13 protein-coding genes are annotated in these 23011 nt (G+C 61.6%); all 13 read right to left on the minus strand.

The features are described from left to right. Nucleotides 1–29 precede the first annotated feature (29 nt). Nucleotides 30–2231: a glycoside hydrolase family 3 N-terminal domain-containing protein gene (locus tag ACGHP5_RS07205; protein ID WP_390568264.1), complete on the minus strand. Its 2202-nt coding sequence runs from the start codon at nt 2229–2231 to the stop codon at nt 30–32. Nucleotides 2232–2243: 12 nt separating this feature from the next. Next, nucleotides 2244–3017 (minus strand): hypothetical protein, encoded by a 774-nt coding sequence (locus ACGHP5_RS07210; RefSeq protein WP_337756865.1) that lies wholly within the window; start codon nt 3015–3017, stop codon nt 2244–2246. Nucleotides 3018–3027: 10 nt separating this feature from the next. Beyond that, on the minus strand, nt 3028–5745 hold the full coding sequence (locus ACGHP5_RS07215) for a glycoside hydrolase family 2 protein (RefSeq protein ID WP_290533737.1): 2718 nt from the start codon (nt 5743–5745) through the stop codon (nt 3028–3030). A gap of 18 nt (nt 5746–5763) precedes the next feature. Beyond that, nucleotides 5764–7047 (minus strand): acetylxylan esterase, encoded by a 1284-nt coding sequence (locus ACGHP5_RS07220; RefSeq protein WP_290533738.1) that lies wholly within the window; start codon nt 7045–7047, stop codon nt 5764–5766. Continuing rightward, entirely contained in the window at nt 7044–8234 is a 1191-nt protein-coding gene (locus tag ACGHP5_RS07225) for a glycoside hydrolase family 88 protein (RefSeq protein WP_390568265.1), read from the minus strand. The genes ACGHP5_RS07220 and ACGHP5_RS07225 overlap by 4 nt, the downstream gene beginning before the upstream one ends. Before the next feature lie 7 nt (nt 8235–8241). Beyond that, the gene (locus ACGHP5_RS07230) at nt 8242–10026 is read right to left on the minus strand and encodes a glycoside hydrolase family 2 protein (RefSeq protein ID WP_390568266.1); all 1785 of its coding nucleotides are present in this window, start codon (nt 10024–10026) and stop codon (nt 8242–8244) included. 43 nt (nt 10027–10069) lie between these two features. Next, nucleotides 10070–12139, minus strand: coding sequence for an alpha-galactosidase (locus tag ACGHP5_RS07235; protein WP_390568267.1), 2070 nt, complete (start codon nt 12137–12139; stop codon nt 10070–10072). 10 nt (nt 12140–12149) lie between these two features. Further along, a complete protein-coding gene (locus ACGHP5_RS07240; RefSeq protein WP_015546883.1) occupies nt 12150–12914 on the minus strand; it encodes a DUF5040 domain-containing protein in 765 nt (254 codons plus the stop codon). 10 nt (nt 12915–12924) lie between these two features. Next, nucleotides 12925–14799 carry an FAD-dependent oxidoreductase gene (locus ACGHP5_RS07245; RefSeq protein WP_337772996.1) on the minus strand — a complete coding sequence of 625 codons (1875 nt, stop codon included), beginning with the start codon at nt 14797–14799 and terminating at the stop codon, nt 12925–12927. 13 nt (nt 14800–14812) lie between these two features. After that, complete coding sequence (locus tag ACGHP5_RS07250) at nt 14813–16384, minus strand: DUF4832 domain-containing protein (RefSeq protein ID WP_390568268.1); 1572 nt, start codon at nt 16382–16384, stop codon at nt 14813–14815. A 121-nt stretch (nt 16385–16505) separates the two neighbouring features. Continuing rightward, nucleotides 16506–17765: a SusE domain-containing protein gene (locus ACGHP5_RS07255; RefSeq protein WP_337657592.1), complete on the minus strand. Its 1260-nt coding sequence runs from the start codon at nt 17763–17765 to the stop codon at nt 16506–16508. Between the two features lie 86 nt (nt 17766–17851). Continuing rightward, a complete protein-coding gene (locus tag ACGHP5_RS07260; protein WP_290533746.1) occupies nt 17852–19546 on the minus strand; it encodes a RagB/SusD family nutrient uptake outer membrane protein in 1695 nt (564 codons plus the stop codon). A gap of 13 nt (nt 19547–19559) precedes the next feature. Further along, nucleotides 19560–22583 carry a TonB-dependent receptor gene (locus ACGHP5_RS07265; RefSeq protein ID WP_337772988.1) on the minus strand — a complete coding sequence of 1008 codons (3024 nt, stop codon included), beginning with the start codon at nt 22581–22583 and terminating at the stop codon, nt 19560–19562. Nucleotides 22584–23011 lie beyond the last annotated feature (428 nt).

A 23011-nucleotide genomic window follows, 5' to 3' on the forward strand; every position in this document is an offset into this window, starting at 1 on the left:
ACAGCTCTGTTTTTTAATGGAAACGGAGGTCAGTCCGTCAGCGTCAGTTTCACCTTTTTGTCCTTTACGAGGATGAAGTAGTCGCCCGGTTCGAGGAACCGGTTGCCGTCGCCGTCCGTGAAACTCAAATCCCTTTCGGGGTCTATCTCGAAGCGGAACGTGCGCGTTTCGCCGCGGCGGATCGGCTGTTTCTCGAAGTGTTTCAGCTCCCGCACCGGCCGCGAAATCCGGCATACGGGGTCCGAGACGAACCAGAGGACCGCCTCGGAGCCGTCCATGCCGCCGGTGTTGGTCACCGTTACCGTCACCGTCGCCTTTTCCCCGCGGCGGAGGGTCGTCGCGGAAGACTTCGGATCGCCGTATTCGAACGTCGTGTAGCTGAGCCCGTGACCGAATTCATACAGCGGCGTGCTGGGAATGTCCTGGTATTTGCCCTGGTGCGTGCGGCCGCTCTGGCGGCGGTTGTAGTAGATCGGAATCTGCCCGGTGGAGTAGGGGAACGTCATGGCGAGTTTGCCCGAGGGATTGATCCTCCCCGACAGAATCCCCGCGAGGGGATTTCCGCCCCGGATGCCGGGCTGCCACATCTGCACCATGGCCCCGCACAGCGGTTCGAGGCGGCGCAGTTCCAGCGGGCGTCCGCTCGACAGGACCAGCACGACCGGTTTTCCGGTCTTTGCGAGTTCGGCGGCCAGCTGTTCCTGGATTTCGGGAAGCGCGATCGTAGACCGCGAGGCGTTCTCGCCGCTCCAGTTCTTCTTCTCCCCGAGGCAGAGGACCACGACGTCGGCTTCCGAGGCCGCGGCGACGGCCTCCCGGAATCCGGAGCGGTCCTCGCCGTCGAAGTCGCAGCCCCGGGCGTAGAGCAGTTCCGCACGGTTCCGGTATTCGTTTTCCAGCCCGGCGAAGACGCTCACCGCGTCCTCCTCCCGGCCGTGCGCCGACCAGGAACCGAGCAGGTGCAGCCGGTTCTGCGCCATCGGGCCGATGACCGCGATCCGGCGGACGGCTTTCAGCGGCAGCGTGTTGTTCTCGTTTTTCAGCAGCACCATCGACTCCTCGGCGAGCCGCTCTGCGACGGCGAGGCTTGCGGGAAGCAGGAACCGGTCCGTTTCCTCCGACTCCGGGGTGTAGGGTTTTTCGAACAGCCCCAGCCGGAATTTCAGCCGCAGGACACGCCGCACGGCGTCGTCGAGCCGCTCCTGCGAAACCTTGCCCTCGCGGACCAGGTCGGCCAGGTGGGCGTCGTAGCAGCGGTTCATCATGTCCATCTCGACACCCGCGTTGAAGGCCTTTTCGGCGGCCTCCTTCCGGTCGGCGGCCACGCCCTGCGAACGCAGCTGCTCGATGGCGGCCCAGTCCGAGACGACGAATCCGTCGTATTTCCAGCGCTCCTTGAGCACCTCGGTCAGGATGTAGGGGTTGGCCGTGCCGGGCGTTCCGCTGATGTCGTTGAAACAGCTCATCACGGTGGCGGCCCCGGCTTCGATGCCCGCCAGGTAAGGCGGCATATAGGTATCCCAGAGGGTCTGCCGCGAGATTTCGGTGTAGACGTAGTCGCGGCCTGCTTCCGAAGCGCCGTAGCCGATGAAATGCTTGAGGCAGGCGGCTACGCGGCGGCCGTCCGAGAGGTCGCCGCCCTGGTAGCCTTCGACCGCCGCCGCGCCGTAGACGGCATTGGCATGGGGGTCTTCGCCGTAGCCTTCCGAGACGCGGCCCCAGCGGCCGTCGCGCGCCACGTCGATCATCGGCGAAAAGGTCCATTCGACGCCCGACATCCGAGCTTCCTGCGCGGCGATCTCGGCAGCCCGCTTCACCAGTCCGGGATTCCATGAGCAGGCCTGGGCCAGCGAGATGGGATAGGTGGTGCGGAAGCCGTGGATGACGTCGTAGCCGAACAGTACGGGGATTCCGAGCCGCGACTGCTCCATGGCTTTTTTCTGGAGCCGGTTGCGCAGTCCGGGCGAGGTGTCGAAGTAGATGAGCGAGCCGATCTCCGCGGGGATTTCGTCCACTGGGTCGGCCACGTTGTTGACGTTGTTGTTGCGTCCCAGTGTGTACTGGTTGAGCTGCATGATCTTCTCTTCGAGGGTCATTCGCGACAGCAGGTCGCTGACGCGCTCTTCGACGGGGCGTCCGGCATCCTTGTAGGCGGGCTTTCCGCTCCCGTTCCGGGCCTGCGCCCCGAGGGCGGCGGCCAGCAGCAGGGTGATAACGGTTATTTTCTTCATCGGTTTTGCTTGTTATTTGAACACGGGTTTGTCCGAGAGGCGCATTGTCGAGGCGGGGTCGTCGTTCTTGATGTCGAAAACCACGATACGGTTTCCCTTCGGCATGAGGACGCCCGCGGGAATCAGGATCGACTGCTGTTTCTCCTCGTCCCAGAACGAGCCGAGGTAGCGGCCGTTGATCCACACTTCGCCCATGCCCCATCCCGAGACGTTGAGGTAGACGTCGCCTTCGGCTGCGCAGTCGAAATGCCCGCGCCGGAAGCAGGGTTCGCCGCACGCGCCGAGCGGTTCGAACGCGAGGCCCTCGGGGTCGGCGTCGCGCACTTCGAGCGGCGTGATCTTCCAGCCCGAGATCTCCCCGCCGCCGAGGCGGGCGCTGCCGAACAGCCCCTTCGAATTGTCGAGGATCTCCGGACCGTAGGTGATGCGGCCGATGTTTTCCACGTAGAGGCACAGGGTCCGGAGACCCGGCTCCGCCGTCAGTTCCAGCGTCTTGCAGTTGTCTGTCACGGTTCCCTGGAACTTCCCGTCCACGTAGACCGCGGCGTAGTCGCGCACGTTTTCCAGTTCCAGCAGGGCCTCCCCTTCGGGAACGGTGACCGCAGCCTCGTAGAGGACGTATCCGAATTCCACTCCCACATCGTTCATCGGGAGCAGTTCGTCGGATTCGCTGATCTCGCCGTAAACCTGCGTCAGAGGGGCGGATTCGGTCATTTTCAGCTCTTGCGCCCCTCCCCGGAGCATGCCGAGGGAGAGGCCGCAGAGCAGAAGGACTGTCTTTTTCATGGTTTACGGATTAGCGCATGAAGGAGGCGATGAACGACTCGTCGAGCGTGACCTCGGGAGCGAACCGGTCGCTGCGGACGTAGTTGTCGATGCTTTCGAGCAGCTGCCGCGTCGCTGGGCGTTCGTCCATCTTCTTTTTCGTGTCGACCGCCAGAACGAGCAGTTTGCCGCCGCCCACCCGGGCCTCGAAGCCGATGCCGAGTTTTTCGTTGTTGTCGAAACTGTCGATGACCTGGATGAAGGGCCGCAGCTGGCGCGGGGCCGCCTGCATCTCGATCACCTTGGCGTTCTCCAGGATGTCCCACCACTGCCAGTCGGTGTGGAAGGAGGTCGGGAAGTCGGCGAACACCGGTTCGTCGGCATGAATCAGGCAGCCGATGGTCATGGGCGCCCAGGCGAACATGATCGGGTTCCAGAAATGGTTGTGGAAGGTCGATTTACGCCCCTTGACCTTGTTCGGCGCAGGGGTCAGGACGACCTTCTTACCCGCGGCGAGGTACTGTCTGGCCTGCTCGCCGAACTCCGTCGTGTAGAGCACCTCGGCGTCCGACTGCATCAGCGACGGGTTTCGCGGGTAGACCCAGATGTTCCAGCTGTTGCCGATCGTCTCGCCGACGTTCAGATGCACGGTGAGCTTCTGCGGACCCCGCACCTTGCCGAGCGGAGCGGAGAACTCCCCGACGGGGAAGACGCCGTCGATGCCTACGGTCTGCGATTTCAGACTGCCCTTGGCGATGGTTTTCCCGTTGCCGTCGGTGACCGACCAACGGATTTTCGCATTTTTGAGCGCCGCCGCGCCGAAGTTGTAGACTTCGGCCTTCGCCGTGAACGTCTCGTCGTCGAACCAGGCGCTTTTCGGGTAGCGGAGCAGCGCCACGGTAGGGGCGCAGAAGGCCCGCCACTCTTCGGGCGTCACCAGCCCCTTGGAGTCCCAGAAGGGATCGAGGATGCCCACCGGGGCGTAGCCCTGTCCCGGGAAGTCGTTGAGCGAAAGCAGCTGGAACCCGGCCGACTTGGACGAGCGGAGCAGCGCCTCGATCACGGCCTTGTACTCCACGACGGTCAGCGCGCCCGAAGCACGGAAGAAGTCGTGCGCCTGGTCGAGCATGCCGTTGGCGTCGAGCATCTCGCGCCAGAGTTCGAAATTCCGCGCCCGGACGGGTCCCGTGAACTTTTCGATCTCGCGGAAGTCGGGGTAGACGCACCGCTGTCCCGATTCGTGGGAGATGACCGGTACGTCGACGTCCGATTCGCTGCTGCGGTCCCAGTCCGTCGAGGGCCGTCCTTCGTAGACCTTCACGGGACCTTTGTTGGTCTGCTGCGAAACGTAGTACTGGTCGGAGGGAACCCGCGTACGGGCCGTCGAGCCGCTGTAAAGGTGACGGGTGTCGAGTTTGCGGCCGTCGGCGGTCAGCTCCTCGATGAAGTCGAAGTTGCCCGTGATTTCGTTGCCGTTGCAGTAGAGGACGAACGAGGGGTGGTTGCCGTACTCCTTGAGGATGGCCCGCATTTCGCGGCGGAAGAAGTCGTAGCGCGCTTCGTCCGGCTCGGCGTCCTTGCCCCACATGGGCATCTCGACTTCGAGGTAGACGCCGTGGCGGTCGGCCATGCGGAAGGCCGCCGCGGGAGGGCACCACGAGTGGAAACGGATGTGATTCAGCCCGTAGTCCTTGACGATGCGCATGATACGCTCCCATTCGGCGTCGCAGACCGGGGCGTGGCCCGTTTTGGGGAACACGGCGTTCTCGACGGTTCCGCGCAGGTGGACCGGGCGGCCGTTCAGCAGGATGTGGTTGCGGCCCTGCGCCACTTCGCGCATGCCGAACGTCGCCGACTTCTTATGTTCGAAGGTCTCTTTTCCGGTGCCGGTCAGCAGCGTGCACTCCACGGTGTAGAGGTTCGGGTTGAATTCGTCCCAGAGTTTGGCCTCCCGGCCCAGCGTGACGGTTTCGGCCAGGCCGACCTCCTCCGCGTCGCCGCTGACGGGGATCTCCTTGGTCACGTGCAGGCCGTTGCCCGAAACGGTGATCAGGGCCTTGCCTTCGAAGGGCTTTTTCGTGCGGTTGTCGATTTTCAGGCGCACCTCGACGCTCTTTTTCGCCACATCGGGGTAGAGCTGCATGTCGTCGACGTAGACCGGGTCTACGGCCACGAGTTTCATCTCGCCGAGGATGCCGTTCCAGTTGATCTGCGTGAACTCCGTGTGGGCGTGGTTCCATTTGTGGGTGTTGTACTGGAACCGGTTGTCGATGCAGACCGTGATGCGGTGCGTTTTGCCCGGGGTGACGAAATCCGTCAGGTCGTGGTTGTGCGGGACGCTGATGTAGTCCAGGCGGCTCACCTCCTTGGTGTCGACCCATACCGAACTGAGCCAGTGGGTGCGCTCGAAATAGAGGAAGATGCACTTGCCCTTCCACTCGGCCGGGAACTCGATGTCGCGCTGATACCACGCCGGACCCATGTATTCGTAAACGCGCGTCAGGCGGTCGACGTGGCGGTAGGGCGATTTGTAGCCGATCTGGTAGTCGTCGGTGATGCCCGGGAGGGTGATCGTCTCCTGGAGTTGGTGGTTGTAGCGCGGCGAAAGCGATCCCCTGCGGAAATCCATCACGTCCGTCTGGAACCTCCACTCTCCCGAGAGGTCCACTTCGCGGGTCTGGGCGGCCGCCGGGGAGAGAGAACCCAGGAACACGGCCGCGAGAAGCAGTTTTATAAACCGGTTTTTCATGTATGGTGTTGTTTTAGATTATCGTTTCAGGTGTTTGTCCGCGAATTTCACGAACTGCTGCCAGTCGTAGAACGTGATGTCGTGGCCGCCCGAACGGACGTGGTAGCCGATGTGTCCCGACAGCACGGGCGCGTCGGTTTCCGGCAGTTCCGTGCCGGAAAGCCCTTCCAGCCCGAACAGTTCGTAGACCGGCGTGGCGTGAACTGCTGCGAGGAACTCGCCTTTCGGGTCGGCCCAGCGGTCTTCGACGGCGCTGGCGATATACACCGGGCGCGGGGCCACGAGGGCGATCAGCTCGTGCTGGTCGACCGGCAGGGCCGCTTCGTCGCCCGAATAACGTTTGAAATTTTCGCAGAACCAGTGCGGAAAGAGGCTGTTGATCCGGGCCACGGTCTCGCCGTAACATCTCCGCGACAACGCCGCGCCGCCGCATCCCGAGTCGTTCGAAACTGCCAGGGCGAAGCGCGTGTCGGCCGCTGCCGCCCAAAGGGCCGTTTTGCCGTGACGCGAATGCCCGATGACCGCCACGCGGGAGGCGTCGACATCCTCGTCGGTTTCGAGGTAGTCCATCGCGCGGCTCAAGCCCCAGGCCCAGGCCGCGAGGGTTCCCCATTCGTCCGGGTCGGGGCGGGTCTGCCCTTGGCGGTAAAACAGCGGATGGACCCCGTTCCGGAAGCCGTCGTCGTAGTCGGGGTCGATGTCCCCGCGGTAAATCGTCGCGAGGCCGTAGCCGTTGGCGATCAGCATTTCGACCGGCCACCGCGACGCCGCAGCGGCGCGCGGGAACCCTTTTGCGCGGACCTCGCTCCCGCCCTCTTCCCGCGGCTTCATGCGCGAGACCGACTCCGTGACGAGCGGGTCGTCGCAGATCGTGTGGTTGCCCTTGAAGTTCAGCCCGAGGAACACCGGGACGGCATCCGTGCGCTTGTTGGGGATGTAGAGCAGGATGGTCATGAAATGCTCGTCGCTCTCCGTGAAATAGACGGCGATCTCCTTGCGCGTGGCCATGTTGCCCAGCGTGTAGCGGTCTTCGCTCAAGACCTGGAAATGCAGGCCTTCGGGGCGTCCGGGAGCTTTCCCGTAGACCTCGGTCTCGAACAGCGACAGCAACTCGGGGCGGCGTTCCGAGGTCCATGTCCCGGCGTCGGTCACCTTTTTGCCCGCGATGGTCGTCAGCGGGTCCGGGAGCACGTAGGCCGGGACCTGCGATTCGTCGTAGTTTATCGCAGGCTCCTGTGCCCGGGCGCAGAACAGGGCCAGGCCGCAGAGCGGCAGCATCGCGTATTTTTTCACGGCGGTCATGATTGCAGTTTGCGTTTGATGCGCGTGAGCGCCTCCAGGTAATAGTAATCGGCGTAGGTGAGCGGAACGTCCACCTCCGAGGAGAAAGGATAGGCTCCCGTGCTGTGCATGAGGATGAAATCCCCGTTTCCGCCCTCCGGGGCGGTGTATTCGGGCGACGCCAGCGTGCGGACCTGCTTTTCAGCGAAAGCCATATACTCCTCGCTTTCCCCTGCGGGAACGAAGCCGCTCAACTCGACCAGCGCCGAGGCCATGATCGCCGCGGCCGAGGCGTCGCGCGGCGTGGAGGCGAGGGCCGGCGCATCGAAATCCCAGTAGGGAATGCCGTCGGCGGGCATGTTCCTGTGGTTGATAAGGAATCCGGCGATGCTGCGGGCATGCTGCAGGTAGCGGGCGTCGCCCGTGAGGCGGTACATGCAGGTATAGCCGTAAAGTCCCCACGCCTGCCCGCGGCTCCACGCCGAATCGTCGGAGAGGCCTTGGTGGGTCTGTTTCAGGTGGGGCCGGCCCGAAATTGTGTCGTAGGAGACTACGTGCCACGAACTGAAGTCGGGACGGAAGTGGTGTTCCATCGTCTTGTCGGCGTGCGAGACGGCCATGTCGCGCAGCGAACGGTCGCCCGAACGTTCGGCGGCCCACATCAGCAGTTCGAGGTTCATCATGTTGTCGATGATGACCGGATACTGCCATTTGTCCCGGTTGTGGTCCCACGAGCGGATCAGCCCCACTTCGGGCTTGAAGCGCGTCGCCAGCGAGCGCGCCCCGGTGAGCAGCACCTCCTTGTAGGACTCGTCTCCCGTGAGGCGCAGCCCGTTGCCGAAACTGCAATAGAGCATGAACCCCACGTCGTGGTTGTCGGTGGTGTATTTCTCCCGCTCGACGCGCGCGGTGTACATCCGGGCGTATTCCAGCACCCGGGGGTTGCGGCCGTTCTCGTAGACGTACCACAGCACGCCCGGGAAAAAGCCGCTGCACCACCAGCGCGAATCCGACGAGACGTCCCCGCCGTTCTCCCACGTGCGCGGCAGGCGGCCTTCGCGCGCGCTGTATTTTTCGGCCATCAGCAGCGTCTGCCGCTCGGCGCCGGCCAGCGCCTCGTCCACGACGGTCGCCAGCGGTTTCTGCCCGCCGCCGGCGCAGCCTGCGAGCAGGAGGGCCAGGACCATGTATGTCGGTAGTTTCTTCATGTCGGTTTTAGTGTTTGTCGTAGTAGGCTTTCATCAGATACCACGCTTTCTTGCGGTATCCCTGGTCCGAAACCAGCCCCTTGCGGTTCCAGCCCTCCTGGTTGGTGGGGTGGAAGCGGAACGGCGAGCGGAAATCGAACAGAATCCACGGCGACACGCCCCGCAGGTTGGGGATGTTCTCGAACATGCGGAGGTTGTCCCGGTAGAGGGCCTCCTGGTACTCCTCGCTCCACGAACTGGCCACGTCGGCCGGGCCGTGCTGGCCGTAGAGCGCTTCGCCGCCGAATTCGGAGATGATCAGCGGCTTGCCGCGCGCCACGTCCCACACCGCCTTGTCGGGCGTGAGGGGCCACGGGTGATACCAGCCCATGTATTTGTTGACGGCCACGACGTCCAGCTCCTCGATGAACGGGTCGTTCATGACGAAGAGCTGCCGCTGGCGGTCGAAGCGCACCAGATCGAACGCCGCAACGATCAGGCGCGTGTCGTCGATCTCCCGGCAGCACCCGATCAGGTGGCGCAGGAAGGCGTTGCGCGCCTCGGAGGGCTGCGTCTCGTTGGCCACGCCCCAGAACGCCAGGGCGCAGCGGTTCTTGTCGCGCGTGACCATTTCGCGGATCATGCGCCCGGCCTTCTCCCGGGTTTGGCCGTTGGCGAAGTCGATGCCCTGCCAGATGGGAATCTCCTCCCAGAGCAGGAAGCCCATCTGCTCGGCCAGCCGCACGATGTATTCGTTCTGGGGGTAGTGGGCCAGGCGGATCATGTTGCAGCCGAGGGCACGGGCTTCCGAAAGCAGCATCACGGCGTCCGACTCGGAAAAGGCCCGGCCCATGCGCTGCGGGATCTCCTCGTGGAAACTGACGGACTTGAGGAACAGCGGCGTGCCGTTGAGGCAGATGTCCTCGCCCTCGACCCGGATGTTGCGGAAGCCGATCCGCTCCTCCACCCGGTCGCGGTCCGAGGAGACGATCACCCGGTAGCGTTTCGGATTTGCAGGGGACCAGCGTTCGAGTTTCTTCACCCGGAACGACACCGAGGCCGTGCCCTTGTCGTCCGTGACGGCGGTTTCGCGGACGTTCAGTTCCGGGATTTCGATCCCGACGGAAGTGCCCGCTGCCGCGCCGGACAGCTTCACGTCGGCCGTGATCCGGTCGGCGGAATCCTTGTCGAGACGGATGAAATAGTCCTCGATGAAGGTGTCCGGGACGCTGATCAGCATGACGTCGCGCGTGATGCCCCCGTAGTTCCACCAGTCGAAGGCCATCGCCGGAATGGCGTCGGGCGTGCGGGTGTTGTTGGCCTCCACGGCCAGGAAATTGCCCTCCGGTTTCAGTCGGCCGGTCACCTCGATCTGGAAGGGGGTGAAACCGCCTTCATGGGCGCCGATCTCCTCGCCGTTGAGGTACACCCGGCAGCGGTAGCTGACGGCCCCGAAATGGAGGAACTGCCGCTGTCCGGCCTGCTGCGGAGCGTCGAAACGCCGGGCATACCACACCGTGCCTTCGTAGTATTTCAGCTCGGGTGTCTGGCAGTTCCAGTCCGAGGGAACGTCGAGCCGCAGGCCGTTGTCGAACGAATATTCGTAGAAGTCGGTTTTCCCCTCCGGCTTGCGGTCGAGGTAGATTTTATTTTTGCGCCCCTGGTCGTAGAGGTCGACGATGGCGTCCCACTTTCCGTTGAGCGACTGTGTTTGGCGCCCGTAAACGTTGGCGATCAGCTCCTGCGCCCCGGCGTCGGCGGCCGCGAGGAGCGACAGCGCGAGCGGCATGATGAATTTTGTCAGCGTTTTCATTGTCATTGAGTTTCGTAGTTCGGTATTCCGTATGTGCATCGGGTCAGTTTCCCGGTTTGCGGATCAGTTCATAGCGGTACATCGCGAAGTCGTCGGGCGAGGGAAGTTCCACCTCCAGCGTCCCGCGGCGTCCGGTCGTCGTTACGGAGGCCTTCCCGCTGCCCAGCACCGGGGTCAGCCGCACTTTCGTGTTGTCGGGCAGCCACGTTTCGACCCGGGCCTTCCGGTCGGGGTTCTGCTCGCGGAAGAAGATCAGGTAGCCCTGCTCGCCGCCGACCGACTGGAAGCCTGTCCACGAACGGCCCGACGGCTCGTCGCCCACGGGGAGGATCACCCCGCGGTGGAAATCGTGCTGCACCTCTTTGTAGCGTTCGATCAGCGCGCCGATGCCCAGCGCCTCTTCGGGCAGTCCGCTCGCCTCCATCCACGCCAGCGGCTGTCCGGCCATGGTCGTCGCGAAGAGGTATTCGAAACTGTAATTGGCCGGGGCGAACGGGTCGCCGGCGTATTTTTCCGTGTTGCGCCACTTGTTGAGAAACTCGATCTGGAGTTTCTCCGCGGGGACGTATTTGGAGAGCATCCACAGGTTGCGCAGCGTCCAGTAGGGGTAGTAGTTCTGCCAGTCGGTGTAACGGTTTTCGAGGAAGATGTTGCCGTACTCGTTGAACATGTGGTAGCCCCCGCGGCGGCCGGCCGTGGCGTCGAGGTTGAAGACCACTCGACCGCCCGTCCGCTCCAGCACGCGGTCGAACAGTTTCCGCAGGTTGCTTTCGGAGCGTTTGTCGGGGATGGCCAGTCCGTCGATCTTGAACGTGCGGATGCCGTATTCGTCGTAGAGGTCGACGAGGGCCTGCGCATCCTTCTCCCAGTCGGCGTAGCCGTCCTGCACGCTCGGGTTGAACCAGAGGCAGATCTCCACGCCCAGTTCCCGGCCCAGTTCCACGACGGGGTGCAGCCCCCGGGGGTATTTTTCCGGATCGGGTTTCCAGTAGTCGGGGTTGTCCCAGATGTTTTTGAACGATCCCTTCGCCACGGCGGAGTTGGGGCTTTTGCCCACCTGCCAGCCGTCGTCGATCTGGAAATGCGTGATGCCCAGGTGCGCGGCCTTCCGGACTTCGGCCAGGCAGAACCGTTCGTTCACCTTCGTGTCCTGGCTGCGGTCGCCCCACGTGTTCATCATCACCATCTCGTCGCGTCCGGGAAGCAGTTTCCGGATGTTTTTCTGGTAGCTTCGCAGGGCCGTCAACTGTTCGAGTTCCCCGCCCGACCAGACTCCGAGGACGCAGCCGTAGGCCTTCACCCATTCCTCTTCGCGGAGGTCCTTCTCCGTCACGCCCAGGCCCGTCACCGTGAAATCGCCGAACTCCGCCGTGAAGTCCCCGCCGCCGTAGGCCGGCTGCACGCCCGAAGCGGGGGCCTCCTTCAGGAAGAAGAACCCGCGGTCGTTCTCGGCGTTGCGGGCGAAGAGCAGGTTGCCCCGGTAACTGTTTTTCCGGTAGGGAATGACGTCGGTTTCGAAGACCAGGTTGTTGTTCCAGTCCGTGACGTCCTGGAACTCCACGATCCGCGTGTGCCAGTGGAACCCGCCGGGGTTGAACCGGTCGAGGGTCGCGGCGACCGGCTGTGACTGCATGTCGGCGGTCGATTCGATGTTCTTCCGGTCGGCTGCGTTGACCGCCCGGCCGCCGGGAAGCTGTGCGACGCTGCCTTTGAGGTAGGTGTCGCAGGCGATCGCCGGGGTGTCGGCGCAGATGCGGTAGACCCGCCGCACGTCGAGCGTTCCCAGTGAAAATTCCACGGTGATTTCCAGCCGTGCCGGATGGATGTCGGTTTCGGCGATCCGCTTCGTCGAGCAGCGTCCGCCGGTGCTTCGGGCGTCGCCCGTGACCTTGAAGTCGGGCGCCAGGGAGCGGGAGGTCCACACCTTTCCCGACGAGAAGTCGGTCAGGCTGTGCGTCATCAGGTTACCGCCGTTCCAGACGAACCGGCGTTCGATCCGGGAGTTGCCGATCGTCAGGGTGTCGTTCTGCAAACGGCTGTAACAGCCCTCCTGCGGGAAGGCGGACGTGCCGCAGAGCAGCATCGTGAACAGTATCGGGAGTGTGTGTTTCATGGTCGGGATTCTATTTTGCCGGCAGGATTCTGCGCATCGTGTCGGTAAAGATCGCAGCCATCCGCTGCTGGATGTATTTGTCTTGGCCCCGCTGGGGATGCCACCCGTAGGCGACGCCTTCGATGGTTTGCGTGTCCTGGGCGTGGAGCAGGCTCTGCTGGGTCCCGGTGGCCGGGTTCGGAGTGTCTTTCGAGAAGCCGATGTTCCTGTCGAACTCCACGAGCGGCAGGCCCCACCGTGCGGCGAGGCGCCGTATGGCGGCGTTGTAGGTCGTCCGCGCGTCGTGCCAGTCGGTGCAGAGGACGATGACGGCGGGTTTACCCGATTTCGTGCCGTAGTACTTCGATTTCGGGTCGTCCTTCAGGGCGTAACACTCGCTTTGGTAGCGTTTGATGACGTAATCGAACGCCGCGGCGTAGTTGCTCCGGTCGAACGGCGTCGTGTAATCGGTGTACTTCTCTTTCAGGCCGCCCGTGGCCGAGACATCGCGGTTGTGGACCTGCATGATGACCAGCGCATCCATCTCGTCCAGCTCCCCGGCGTTCCAGAGCGTGCCCTCGGCCATCCGATTGGCCGTGTCGGCGATCGACTCGCCGCCGATGGCCCGGTTGATAGCCCGGGCGTCCAGCTGCCGGCAGCCGATTTCGAACCAGCCGTTCTGCGGCGAGGCGAAGGAGGCTCCGGTGAGGAGGATCGTATATTTCGCATTCTCCTGCGCCGCGGCATGCCCCCACAGCAGGGGCAGCGCAAGCAGCAGTGTCAGTAGTTTTTTCATATTCGCGGTTTCAGTCGTTGCGCAGTGCGCGCGGGGCTTTCAGCGAAGCCCCCTGGTTGAATTTCTGGTTGTCGGGAAGCCCCTCTTTTCTGCCGATGCCTTCGCGCATCAGCCCGCGGAGTTCGCCGAGGTGCTTCTGGTAGATCAGGCGGGGCGTAGCGTCGTATTTGCGGCACAGCGAGGCCGCCATGCCGACCACCTCGCCCATCATGCCGGTGGTCCGCATCACGCGCACCGTGCCCAGCGCCACGTGCGTCACGCTGATGTTCCGTCCGGCCATGAACAGGTTGTCCACGTTGCGGGAGTAGAGACACCGGTAAGGCACGGCATGGGGATAGATGTGGATGTGTTTGGTCGCAGCCTTGAACTCCCGGCCCGGGAAGCGCACGGAGTTGAGCGAATCGGGGAAATGCAGGTCGATGTCCCACGTCGCGGTGAACGAGGCGTCTTCGTGGAAGACGTTCTTGTCGATATCGTCCTGTTTGAGGACGTAGTCGCCCAGAAGCCGCCGCGATTCGCGTTTTCCCGCCACGTAGGCCACCCAGCCCAGCTCGCGGTTGCGGTACTTGGCATTGTCTTTCAGGCCGTTCTTGAGAAAGCTCCAGTTCGAATAGATCACCAGCAGGCCGTAGTCGCGGATGCGTTCGAAATCGCGGATCTGGTCGAGGTTCATGCCCGTCTCCCATTTCCATTCGCCCATCGTCACCCGCTCGCAGTTCGATTCGTCGAACTTCACGCCGTAGCTGAACGGCGGGAACGAGGTTTTACGGCCCGCGTCGACCGAGTACCATTGGACGGACGAACCCATCGTCATCCGGTCGGCGGTCTCGGGAGCCAGCGTTTCGCCGAATTCGTCGCGGCTCTCGCGGCCCATGCGGTAATCGGCCCCGGCGAGGAACCCGACGGTTCCGTCGCCCGTGCAGTCGGCGAAAAGCGGCGCTTCGAGCGTCGTCTCCTCCCCGGTTTCGATGTGGCGGACGATTACGGATTTGATCCGGCCGCCCTCCTTGTTTACGGCCACGGCGCGGCAGCTGGAGAACAGTTTCACGTTCTCCTCCCCGGCGATGAACGCGCTTTTCTTCGCGTCCTCGTAGTTTTCGGCCGGACGGGCGTTGCCTTCGCGCGAGTGGCCGAATTCGCGGATCATGCGGCCCAGTCCCTCATTGGGACCGAGTTCGATCACGCCGCCCAGGTGCACGCGGATTTCGGAGCTGTTGTTGCCGCCCAGCACCGGGCGGTCGTTGACCAGCGCCACGCTGCATCCCAGCCGCGCTGCCGCTGCCGCGGCGCACATGCCTGCGATACCGCCGCCCACGACGACGAAATCGAACGATTCGGCGGCCTGCGGCGTTGCGGGGATGCCGAGCATCTGTTTGCGGAACGCGGCGAGTTCCGCGGCCCCGGACGGGGGAACGTCGCCCTCTTCGGTGGTGAAGTAAATGGCGTCGCAGCGGCCGTCGAATCCGGAAAGGTCGGTCAGCGAAACGCTGACCGGGCCTTTCCGGACGGAGACCTTTCCGGCACACTGCCACATCCACTCGCTGCCCGTGCAGCCGAGCGTCGCGGGCAGCTTCCGGCCGCCGACCCGGAGGGTGAACTTTCCGGGACCTTCCCCGTCGTACCAGGGTGCGACCCAGTTGAACGTCCGGACGTAGACCCGGTAGGTTCCCGTTTCCGGGAATTCGACCGTCGTCACGGCATCCGCCACGGGTTTGCCCATGCCGTGCGCGATGAGATAGGGCGAACCCATCTGGTCCATGAACTGCTGGTCCACGGCCCACCCGCCCTTGTCGCCGAAGCTCTCGGCCTCGACCAGGACGCCGCTCCCGAAGGAGGCGGTGACGGAGAGCAGCAGCGCTGCGGAAAGTAATGCGACCCTCTTCATGACTTTTCAGATGTTAGTTGATCTGCACTTCGTGCAGTTTCACCCAGCCTTCGGCCGTCTTTTCGTTGTTCACGGCGAGCTGGATGGCCGGCCGGTTCTCCTTCGTGGTGTCGACGATGGCGATGCCCCACGTATATTTCCCTGCGGGAAGATCGACGGCCGGCGTTTCGAAGGTGTAGGAGAAGGGCTTGCTCTCGACCCAGGTCGAAGGCTCGCAATCCTTGTCGACGAAGACCTTCTGCGCCTTGCCCGAGGCGTCGAGCAAAGCAAAGGCCACCTTGTATTTGTAGTTCCATTGCGGCAGGTTGTTCGGGAAATAGCCCCAGCCCATGTTGCGCCAGCGCGAAGCGACCTTGACCCGGCTGCCGGCGTTCACCTGGTCGGGAACGATCACCTGGTCGGGATAGAGGCGGTAGCCGCCTTCGGAGACGAAGCGCTGCACGAGACTGAAGGCGTCGTTGAACCACGATTCGGTCTCCTGGCCGACTCGGAAGTCCATCATGTTGACGCGGGCTTCGGCCGAGGCGTCGAATTCGCCCTGACGGACGTCTTCGGGGTGTCCCTGGCGGTAGCCGGCCGGGTCGTTCCAGTAGCTGTGGCTGCTGACGATATATCCGCCTTCCATGATGATGGGGACCTTGTAGCGCCATTGTGCGGCGATCGCCTTCTCCCAGGTAGTGTAACCCCAGCTGGAGTTGTTCATGCCGAAGGCGTCGGAGCGGATGCAGTAGCCGTTGCTGATGGCCAGGGCCACGAGGCTCTCGCTGTTCGGGTTCGCCGTGCCCTGGCTCGTGGGATGGCCCAGTACGCGGTGGTAGTTGATCACCAGAGGAACCTTCGTGAAGTGCTTGGCGTAGAGTTTGGTGATCCAGTCGAGGACTTCGCGCTTCACCGTTTCCGTGTTCCCATCGACGGCCGATACGTCATTCTTGTTGTAAGCCACACTGTGGCCCTCGCCCCACTTGCCGAGGCCGTAGCCGTCGATGAACGAGGTGTATTCCGGATCGTTGAACTCCTCGGCGAGGGCTGCGACGAACTTCTCGTAGTAGCGCTGGAAGATCGGGTCCTGCGGCATCGGGGTCTTGCGGTCGGGGTATTTCGGCTCCGACATCGCGTATTCGGCTCCGGCGTCGTAGACGAACTGGGGCGTATTGGCGCCCTGGTCACGTCCGTCCACCACGACGCGGAAAGCGATGGGAAGTTTCAGCTCCCGGGCTTTCTGGACCAGTTTGTAGACCTTCGAATCGGGGTCTTTCCAGGCGTATTGTCCGTCGGCAGGGTTGAGCACCGACCACTTCGTACGGATGTAGCAGGCCGAGGCGTAGTCCGCCACCCTTACGTTCTTTCCGAGCAGGGGTACATAGATCTCCTTGTCGAAATAGGAGGGGTCGTAGTCCGCGCTGACGTACATCACCCAGCCGTTCAGGGGGTTGTGCAGCACCTGCGATTTGTTGTAGGCTGGCTTTACGGTGACGCCGCTGACCTTGCCGCCCTCGTCCCCTCCTCCTTCGTTGTCCTTCGAACAGCCGCAGGAACCGGCGCAAAGGAACGCTGCCAGAAGACAGCCGGTTATCAGATTTCTCATTTGTATCATGTTTTTACGATTGATGTTGCGAAATAGATGAAAAATATTGCCGTATCTTCCTGTCGGCCGGAATCCAGTCTTCATTCCGATACGGCAATATTTTCAGTGATGCGCTCCGGCGTTATTTGTTCCGGGCGAGGATCGTTCCGTGGCGCAGGTCGAAGATCAGCAGATCTGCGGCGGGAATCGTATAGTAGGAGTTGCGCGTCTCTCCGTCGGCGCCTCCGTGCAGTTCACCCTCTTTGCCGAGAGTCAGCGTGAGGTTCTGGCGTTTGCCGTCGGCCGTCAGCGGGTTGGTGAAGCAGTAGGCGTTGTTCTGGTTGTAATCTACGCCGCCGACCGAGAAATTCTGGGCTACGCAGAACTTCATGCCGCTGGAAAGTTTCGTACCGTTGTGTTCTTCGGCGTCATAGATCAGAACCTGCGGGTCGGCGGAACTCTGCTTCAGGTTGAGTTTGCGCACGCCCCAGCCCGTACCTGCTCCGTAGGCGTAGAGATCGAGTACTTCGATCGTCGTCTCGGGATTGGTATCCGCGCCGCTCGGATGGAATGTGACGGACAGCGGTTTCAGGTCGGTTGCTGAAGAGTAGATGCGGACCTGCTTGTTCTCCATGTCGATCAGCAGACGGTAGTTGCCCGCTGCCGGGATATTCCACGAAACGGGGGTCTCCGTCATCTTCACGTCGACCAGTTCGCCGTCCTTCAGCGTGCCGCTGCCGTCGCTCGGAACGATGTAGTAGGTCTGGCCCTCCAGCTCGACGGGAATCTGCAGCTCGCCGATGCTCAGCGCTCCGTACCAGGCATAGAGGTTCGCATTCTCGACCGTCTTTTCGATCTCGGTGACGCTGCTGATCGCCGTGCCGGAAAGCGATACCTTGTCGGCATCGAAAACGTCGACCTTGATCGGGGTTACGGTGACTTCCACGGTGCGCACCTCGGGCATTTCATAGGTGGAGCCGCCCGCGTACTCGGCGATGACGCGGAACGCCAGCGTGAAGGTCTTGTTTACGGGCACTTTCCAGCGCTCGTTCGCCCAGTTGTTGAGCTGCTCGGAGGTGTAGCTGCGGCTGAATATTCCGTCGTCCTCGCTCGTCTCGATGGCGGTGGAGGAGCCGAAGTTGTTGTTCAGCAGGTCGAGTTTGGTCGTATAGGATACCAGGTACTCGTCGGGCATGGGACGCGCAGGCGTCCAGTCGAAGGTCAGTACCGTAGCCGAAAGGTTGTTTTCGTCCAAAGCGATCTGGGTGGCGGAGGCGGTCAGCTCCAGAGTCTCCCGGACCGGGTCGCTGTCGTGTTCGTACGGGTCCCATGCACAAGCCCACTGGCCGAGTGCGAAAAGGGTCAGCAGCGACAGGTTGCATGCAAATTTTATCTTTTTCATAACTGTTTTTTTCGTGGTTGCTGATACGGTCCGGAATCTATCGGACCATTTTTGTCTGATCCGCCCCGAGGCGGAAACGAAGCTATTTAGCCTTCGTAGCCTTCATATCCGGGATTCTGCGGGAAATTGCCGACATTCGCGTCGCGGATAGCCTGCGGGATGGGCCACAGCACGTGGAAATCCTGGATGAGGTCGCGCGCTTCGGGGTTGTACTTCCTCACGCGCTCGAGCAGCTTGCCCGTGCGTACCAGGGTGAAGCGGCGGCTCTCTTCGCCGTAGAGTTCGCGGATGCGCTCGTCGAGCAGGAAATCCATCGTCATCTCCTCGTCGGAAACGTCGGACACTTTGGCGCGGCGGCGCACCTCGTTCACAGCATCGGCGGCCTTATCGGGCATGTCCTGACGCAGGTAGGCTTCGGCCAGCAGCAGGTAGGTCTCGGCCAGGCGGAACTTCATGCGGTCCTTGTATGCGCCGGTGAGCTGGAGGTTTTCCTCCTTACCGAAGAAGAACTTTTTCAGCGCCGGGAAGAGCTGGGCCTGCGACCACGATTTGTCGTCGATGGGGCATTTCTGTCCCAGTTTGTTGGGCGTCAGCGGATTGTTGTAGTACCAGTTGCGCTTGATGTTGTACTCCGAGTTGCGGATGTCGCCGTCTTCGAAGATGCCTTTTTCCTGGATCCCGGGGAAACCCTCCTTTTCTCCGGCCGTCGTGGCGTTGGTTCCCTTGACGCCGATCCACCACTTCAGCGGATAGATCTGCGCCAGGCCGCGGCCGCCGAGCGAGTCGGCCAGCGCGAAGCCGTCGATGGCGTGGTACTGGGGGTTCCAGGCGCGGCGGGTCCAGTCGTCGGAGTTCGTGCCGCCGCCGACCGTGTTGTACTGGAACTGCATGACCCAGATGCTCTCGGTGTTGCCGGCCGAACGGTTCTGGTTGTTTTCGACGAACATGTCGCTGAAATAGTCGCCGGGATCGTTCTTGGCGTTGCCGTAGCGGCTCTTCACCAGACTGTAATACGGGCAGTCGATCACGTCCTGGGCATTCTCTTCGGCCAGCTTGTAGTCGCCTTCGGCGCCGCGCAGCAGGTACATTTCGCTCAGCAGGTGGCGTGCGGCCCACGTCGTGAGCTTACCCTCCTTCACATTGTCGGGATTGTCGGGAAGGTATGTCTTTGCAAATTCCAGGTCTTTGATGATGTTTCCCAGCACTTCGATCTTGGGATCGCGTGAGAACGAGAGCAGGAAGGGCTTCTGGATGGTCTCGACCCAGGGCACGTCGCCGTAGAGGTAGACCAGCGTGCGGTAGGCGTAAGCCCGGAAGAAACGGGCTTCGGCCTGGTAAAGCTGTTTGTCGGTGGGATAGTCCCAGTTGTCGTTCTTTTCGGAATAGATCAGCAGTTCGTTGGCCGAGCCGATCAGGTTGAAGGCCCAGTTCCAGTACGAGCCGACGAAAAGCGTCGACGGGTTGAGCGTCATCTCGGCGAACGGAACCAGCGAACCGTCGCGGACGGTTCCCATGCGGCAGAGGTCGGTCGAAATCTGGAGCACTTCGTAGGCGCAGGCACCGTTGTGCATGAAAGCGCCGTTTTCACCCCAGGTGTTGTATTCCGAGCGGGCGATGGCGTAGAGTCCTGTGGAACCCACCTCGAAGCCCAGCGAACTGGTGTAAGTGTTGTCGGGAGCCAGCGAACTTTTCAGCTCCTCTTCCAGAAAGGAGGTACAGCCCGCAGCTATCGAGAGGATCGAACTTGCAATGCCGATCTTGATATAATTCATCGTTTTCATGGTCAGGTCTTGATTAGAAGGTTAAGGTTAATCCCAGCACGTAGGAACGGGCGGTCGGGAACGATGCGAACCAGGTGTTGTCGTAGTTCAGCATCTGACGCATGTTGGAGAAGGCGCAGACGTTGTTCACGCTGACATTCACGTCGATGGCGCTCAAACCGATCCGGCGGACGAATTTCTGGTTGACGCGGTAGCCCAGCGTGATGTTGCGCAGCTGCACGTAGTTGAGCTTCTTGTAGTAGCCGTGGCTGAAGGAAGCCTGGTAACCCGGCGAAACGACCTCTGCGTCGGGGGTCTCCGGCGTCCAGTATTTCACGCCGTGGATGTAGTTGCCCGAACCGAACGTATACGAGGAGATATTGGCCACGTTGTCCGTCATCCATTTGCCGAAGACGCCGTTGAACAGGAACGAGAAATAGAAGTCCTTATAGGAGAAACGGTTGCCCATCGACATCGTGAATCTCGGCTGTTTGCTGCCGATCACCTTGCGGTCTTGGGAATCGATGACGCCGTTGCCGTCGACATCCTCCAGCTTGGCGGCTCCGGGCGTGGCTCCGGTCTGGTGGGCCACCTCCTTGCCGTCCTTGTCGGTGAACGTGAACTCGTCGCCTTCCTGCCAGATACCGATCATGTTCCAGTCGTAGTAGACCGACAGCGGCTGGCCGATGAACCACTTGTTGTTGATGTCGTCGTTGCCGTCGCCGCGCAGTGCGACGATCTGGTCGCGGTTGAGCGAGAAGGTGAAGTCGGTTTCCCACCTGAAATCCTTCTTGCGGATGTTCTGCGAATGGAGCGTCAGTTCGATACCCTTGTTGCGGGTCTGGCCGACGTTGTAGAGAATCTTGCTGTAACCGTTCATGATGGGAACCGTACGCGACATCAGCAGATCGTGCGTGTTGGAGAGGTACATGTCGATCGTACCGCCCAGACGGCCGTTGAAGAACTGGAAGTCGATACCGACGTTGGCCGTATAGGTGGTCTCCCAACGCAGGTCGGGGTTACCGATACCGTCGCTCGGCAGGTAGGCCGAGTTGGCGGCGCTGCTGCCGTCGCCCCAGATATACTTCACGCCGTTGGTCGAGTAGAGACGGTCGAGCGATTGGTAACGCGAAATGGCGTTGTTTCCGTTGGCGCCGTACGAGAGACGGATCTTCAGCATGTCGATCCACGAGGCGTTGTCCTTGATGAAGCTCTCCTCGCCGAGGTGCCAGGCAAGGGCGGCCGAGGGGAAGAAGGCCCATTTGTGGTTTTCGGCGAATGCCGAGAACGAATCGGCACGTCCGGTGACCGTCAGGAGGTATTTGCTGTTGAAGCCGTAATTCACGCGGAACATGCCCGAAACGAAGTTCTCTTTCCAGAAAGACGAACTGATGGCGATCTTCTTCTCGGCTCCGTCCATCCGGTAGAAACTCGAATCGTCGTTCACGAAGCCTTCGCCGCTTTGCGAAGCGGCCGTGTACTGGGCCTCCTGCATGGAGAAGAGACCCGTGAAGTCGATGTGGTGCTTGCCGAAATCGCGGTCGAACTTCAGCACGTTCTCCCACGTCCAGTCCGTCGTGTGGTTGTTGGCCAGCTCGGCGCGGCCGTCGACCTTTTTACCTGTCACGGTGTTGCGGCCGTAGTAGGTTCCGTTCATCTGGCTGCGGTAGTTGTAGCCGAACTGCGACCGGAAAGAGAGACCTTTGACCGGAAGTTTGAGATCGAGGAAACCGTTGGCCATGAAGTTGCGGCCCGTGCGTTTCTGGTCGGCGTTGACATCCTTCATCGGGTTGGGCAGGTTCGAGTAGTCCATCGGCTCCTCGTAGTAGGCGCCGGTTTCATCCTTATAGATGCCGTAGGGGCTTTGCTTGATGGCATGTTCGAGGTTCGGCGTCGCACCGCCGCTCTCGCGGTTCACGAACTGCGTGGTGAGGCCTACGGACAGCCAGTCGTTCATTTTTTGGTTGATGCTGGCGTAGACGTTCGTACGCTGGTAATTCGAGTTGTAAACCACGCCGGGGTTGTCCAGGTAGGAAACCGAGGCCATATAGGTGGTCTTCTCGTTGCCGCCCTGGAAGCTCAGCTGGTGGTCCATCGTGAAGACCGTGCGGAAAACGTAGTCTTGCCAGTCGTTGGTGATGCCCTTGGCGTAGTTTACCTTTTCGCTGGCGCTGATGATCGAACCTACCAGCGGGTCGAGCTGCTCGCCGCTGTAATTGTTTTTGAGCCGGCCCATGTCCTGCTTGAGGCGGATGAATTCGTTGGGGCCCATGGTCTCGATGCGCTGCATCGGCTCGGCGATGGCGAGTTTCGTTTTGTAGGTGACATGGAATTCGCCCTGCGAACCCCGCTTGGTCTGGATCAGGATGACGCCGTTCGAGCCGCGCGAACCGTAGATGGCCACTGCCGAAGCGTCTTTCAGCACCGACATGTTCTCGATGATGTTCGGGTCGAGGTCGGCCAGTCCGCCGGAATAGGGGATGCCGTCCAGGATGATCAGCGGGTCGTTATTGGCCGTCAGCGAGTTCTGGCCGCGGATCAGCAGGGTCTGGTTGCTGCCCGGCGCTTCGTTGCCGGTGGTGATGTTCAGACCGGCGACCTGGCCGACCAGACGGTCCATCAGGTTGTTGGTCGAGACCATCTCCAGCGTCTGTTTGCTGACGACGGCGAGACCTCCCGTGAGGTCCTTCTTCTTCTGCGTACCGTAACCCACGACGACCACTTCGTCGAGGGACTGTGCGTCCTCGGTCATCGTCACGTTTACGACGTTCGATGCGCCGAGTTTCACTTCCTGGTCGGCATAGCCCAGACAGGTGAAAAGAAGCGTCGCGGATGCGGGAACTTTGATTTCATAGACGCCTTGCGTATTGGATACGGCTCCGTTGTTGCTTTTGCCGTCCTTTACCACGACAACGACTCCCGCCAGCGGGGCGCCGCTTCCGTCGGTAATTGTGCCGGTTACTTTGACGTCGTTCTGCTGGGCGAACGACGGTGTTGCAGACAGCAGGAATAAGAGGGAAATCGTCAGGCTGCCTATAAGCTTTTTGTACATGCTCATTATCATAAAAGGTTTCTTTTTGGTTAGTGCTTGTATCTCCGTTATAAAGGGATTGTCTGGACGGACGAGAGATACTTCGTCGCTTGATGTGGTTTTCCGGTCATCTTTTCATAGGTTTCAGGTTTTAATTTTTAAAATTTTTATGTATTTCAAAGGAAAAGCGGATGCCGGGGACTTTGAACCCCGTATCGCAAAGGTCAATAAAACAGGGCGACCGGATGGGCGTCGTTTATTCGGAAATGGTTCCATTTCGTACGGAGGGGTAAAAAAAAGGATCATATCCGGGCGCTGCGGGTGCTGCGCAAGCCTGCAAGGAGGCTCGTCCGGACAAAATGAAACCTCCCTGCCGGTCGCGCGGAGCGACGGCGGGAAGGTTCCTGCGGACAGATGCGGAAGCTGGTCCGGCGAATACGAAGGCACGATATATT

Source organism: Alistipes sp. i18-0019-D1, from assembly GCF_042852885.1.
Taxonomy (GTDB): Bacteria; Bacteroidota; Bacteroidia; order Bacteroidales; family Rikenellaceae; genus Alistipes.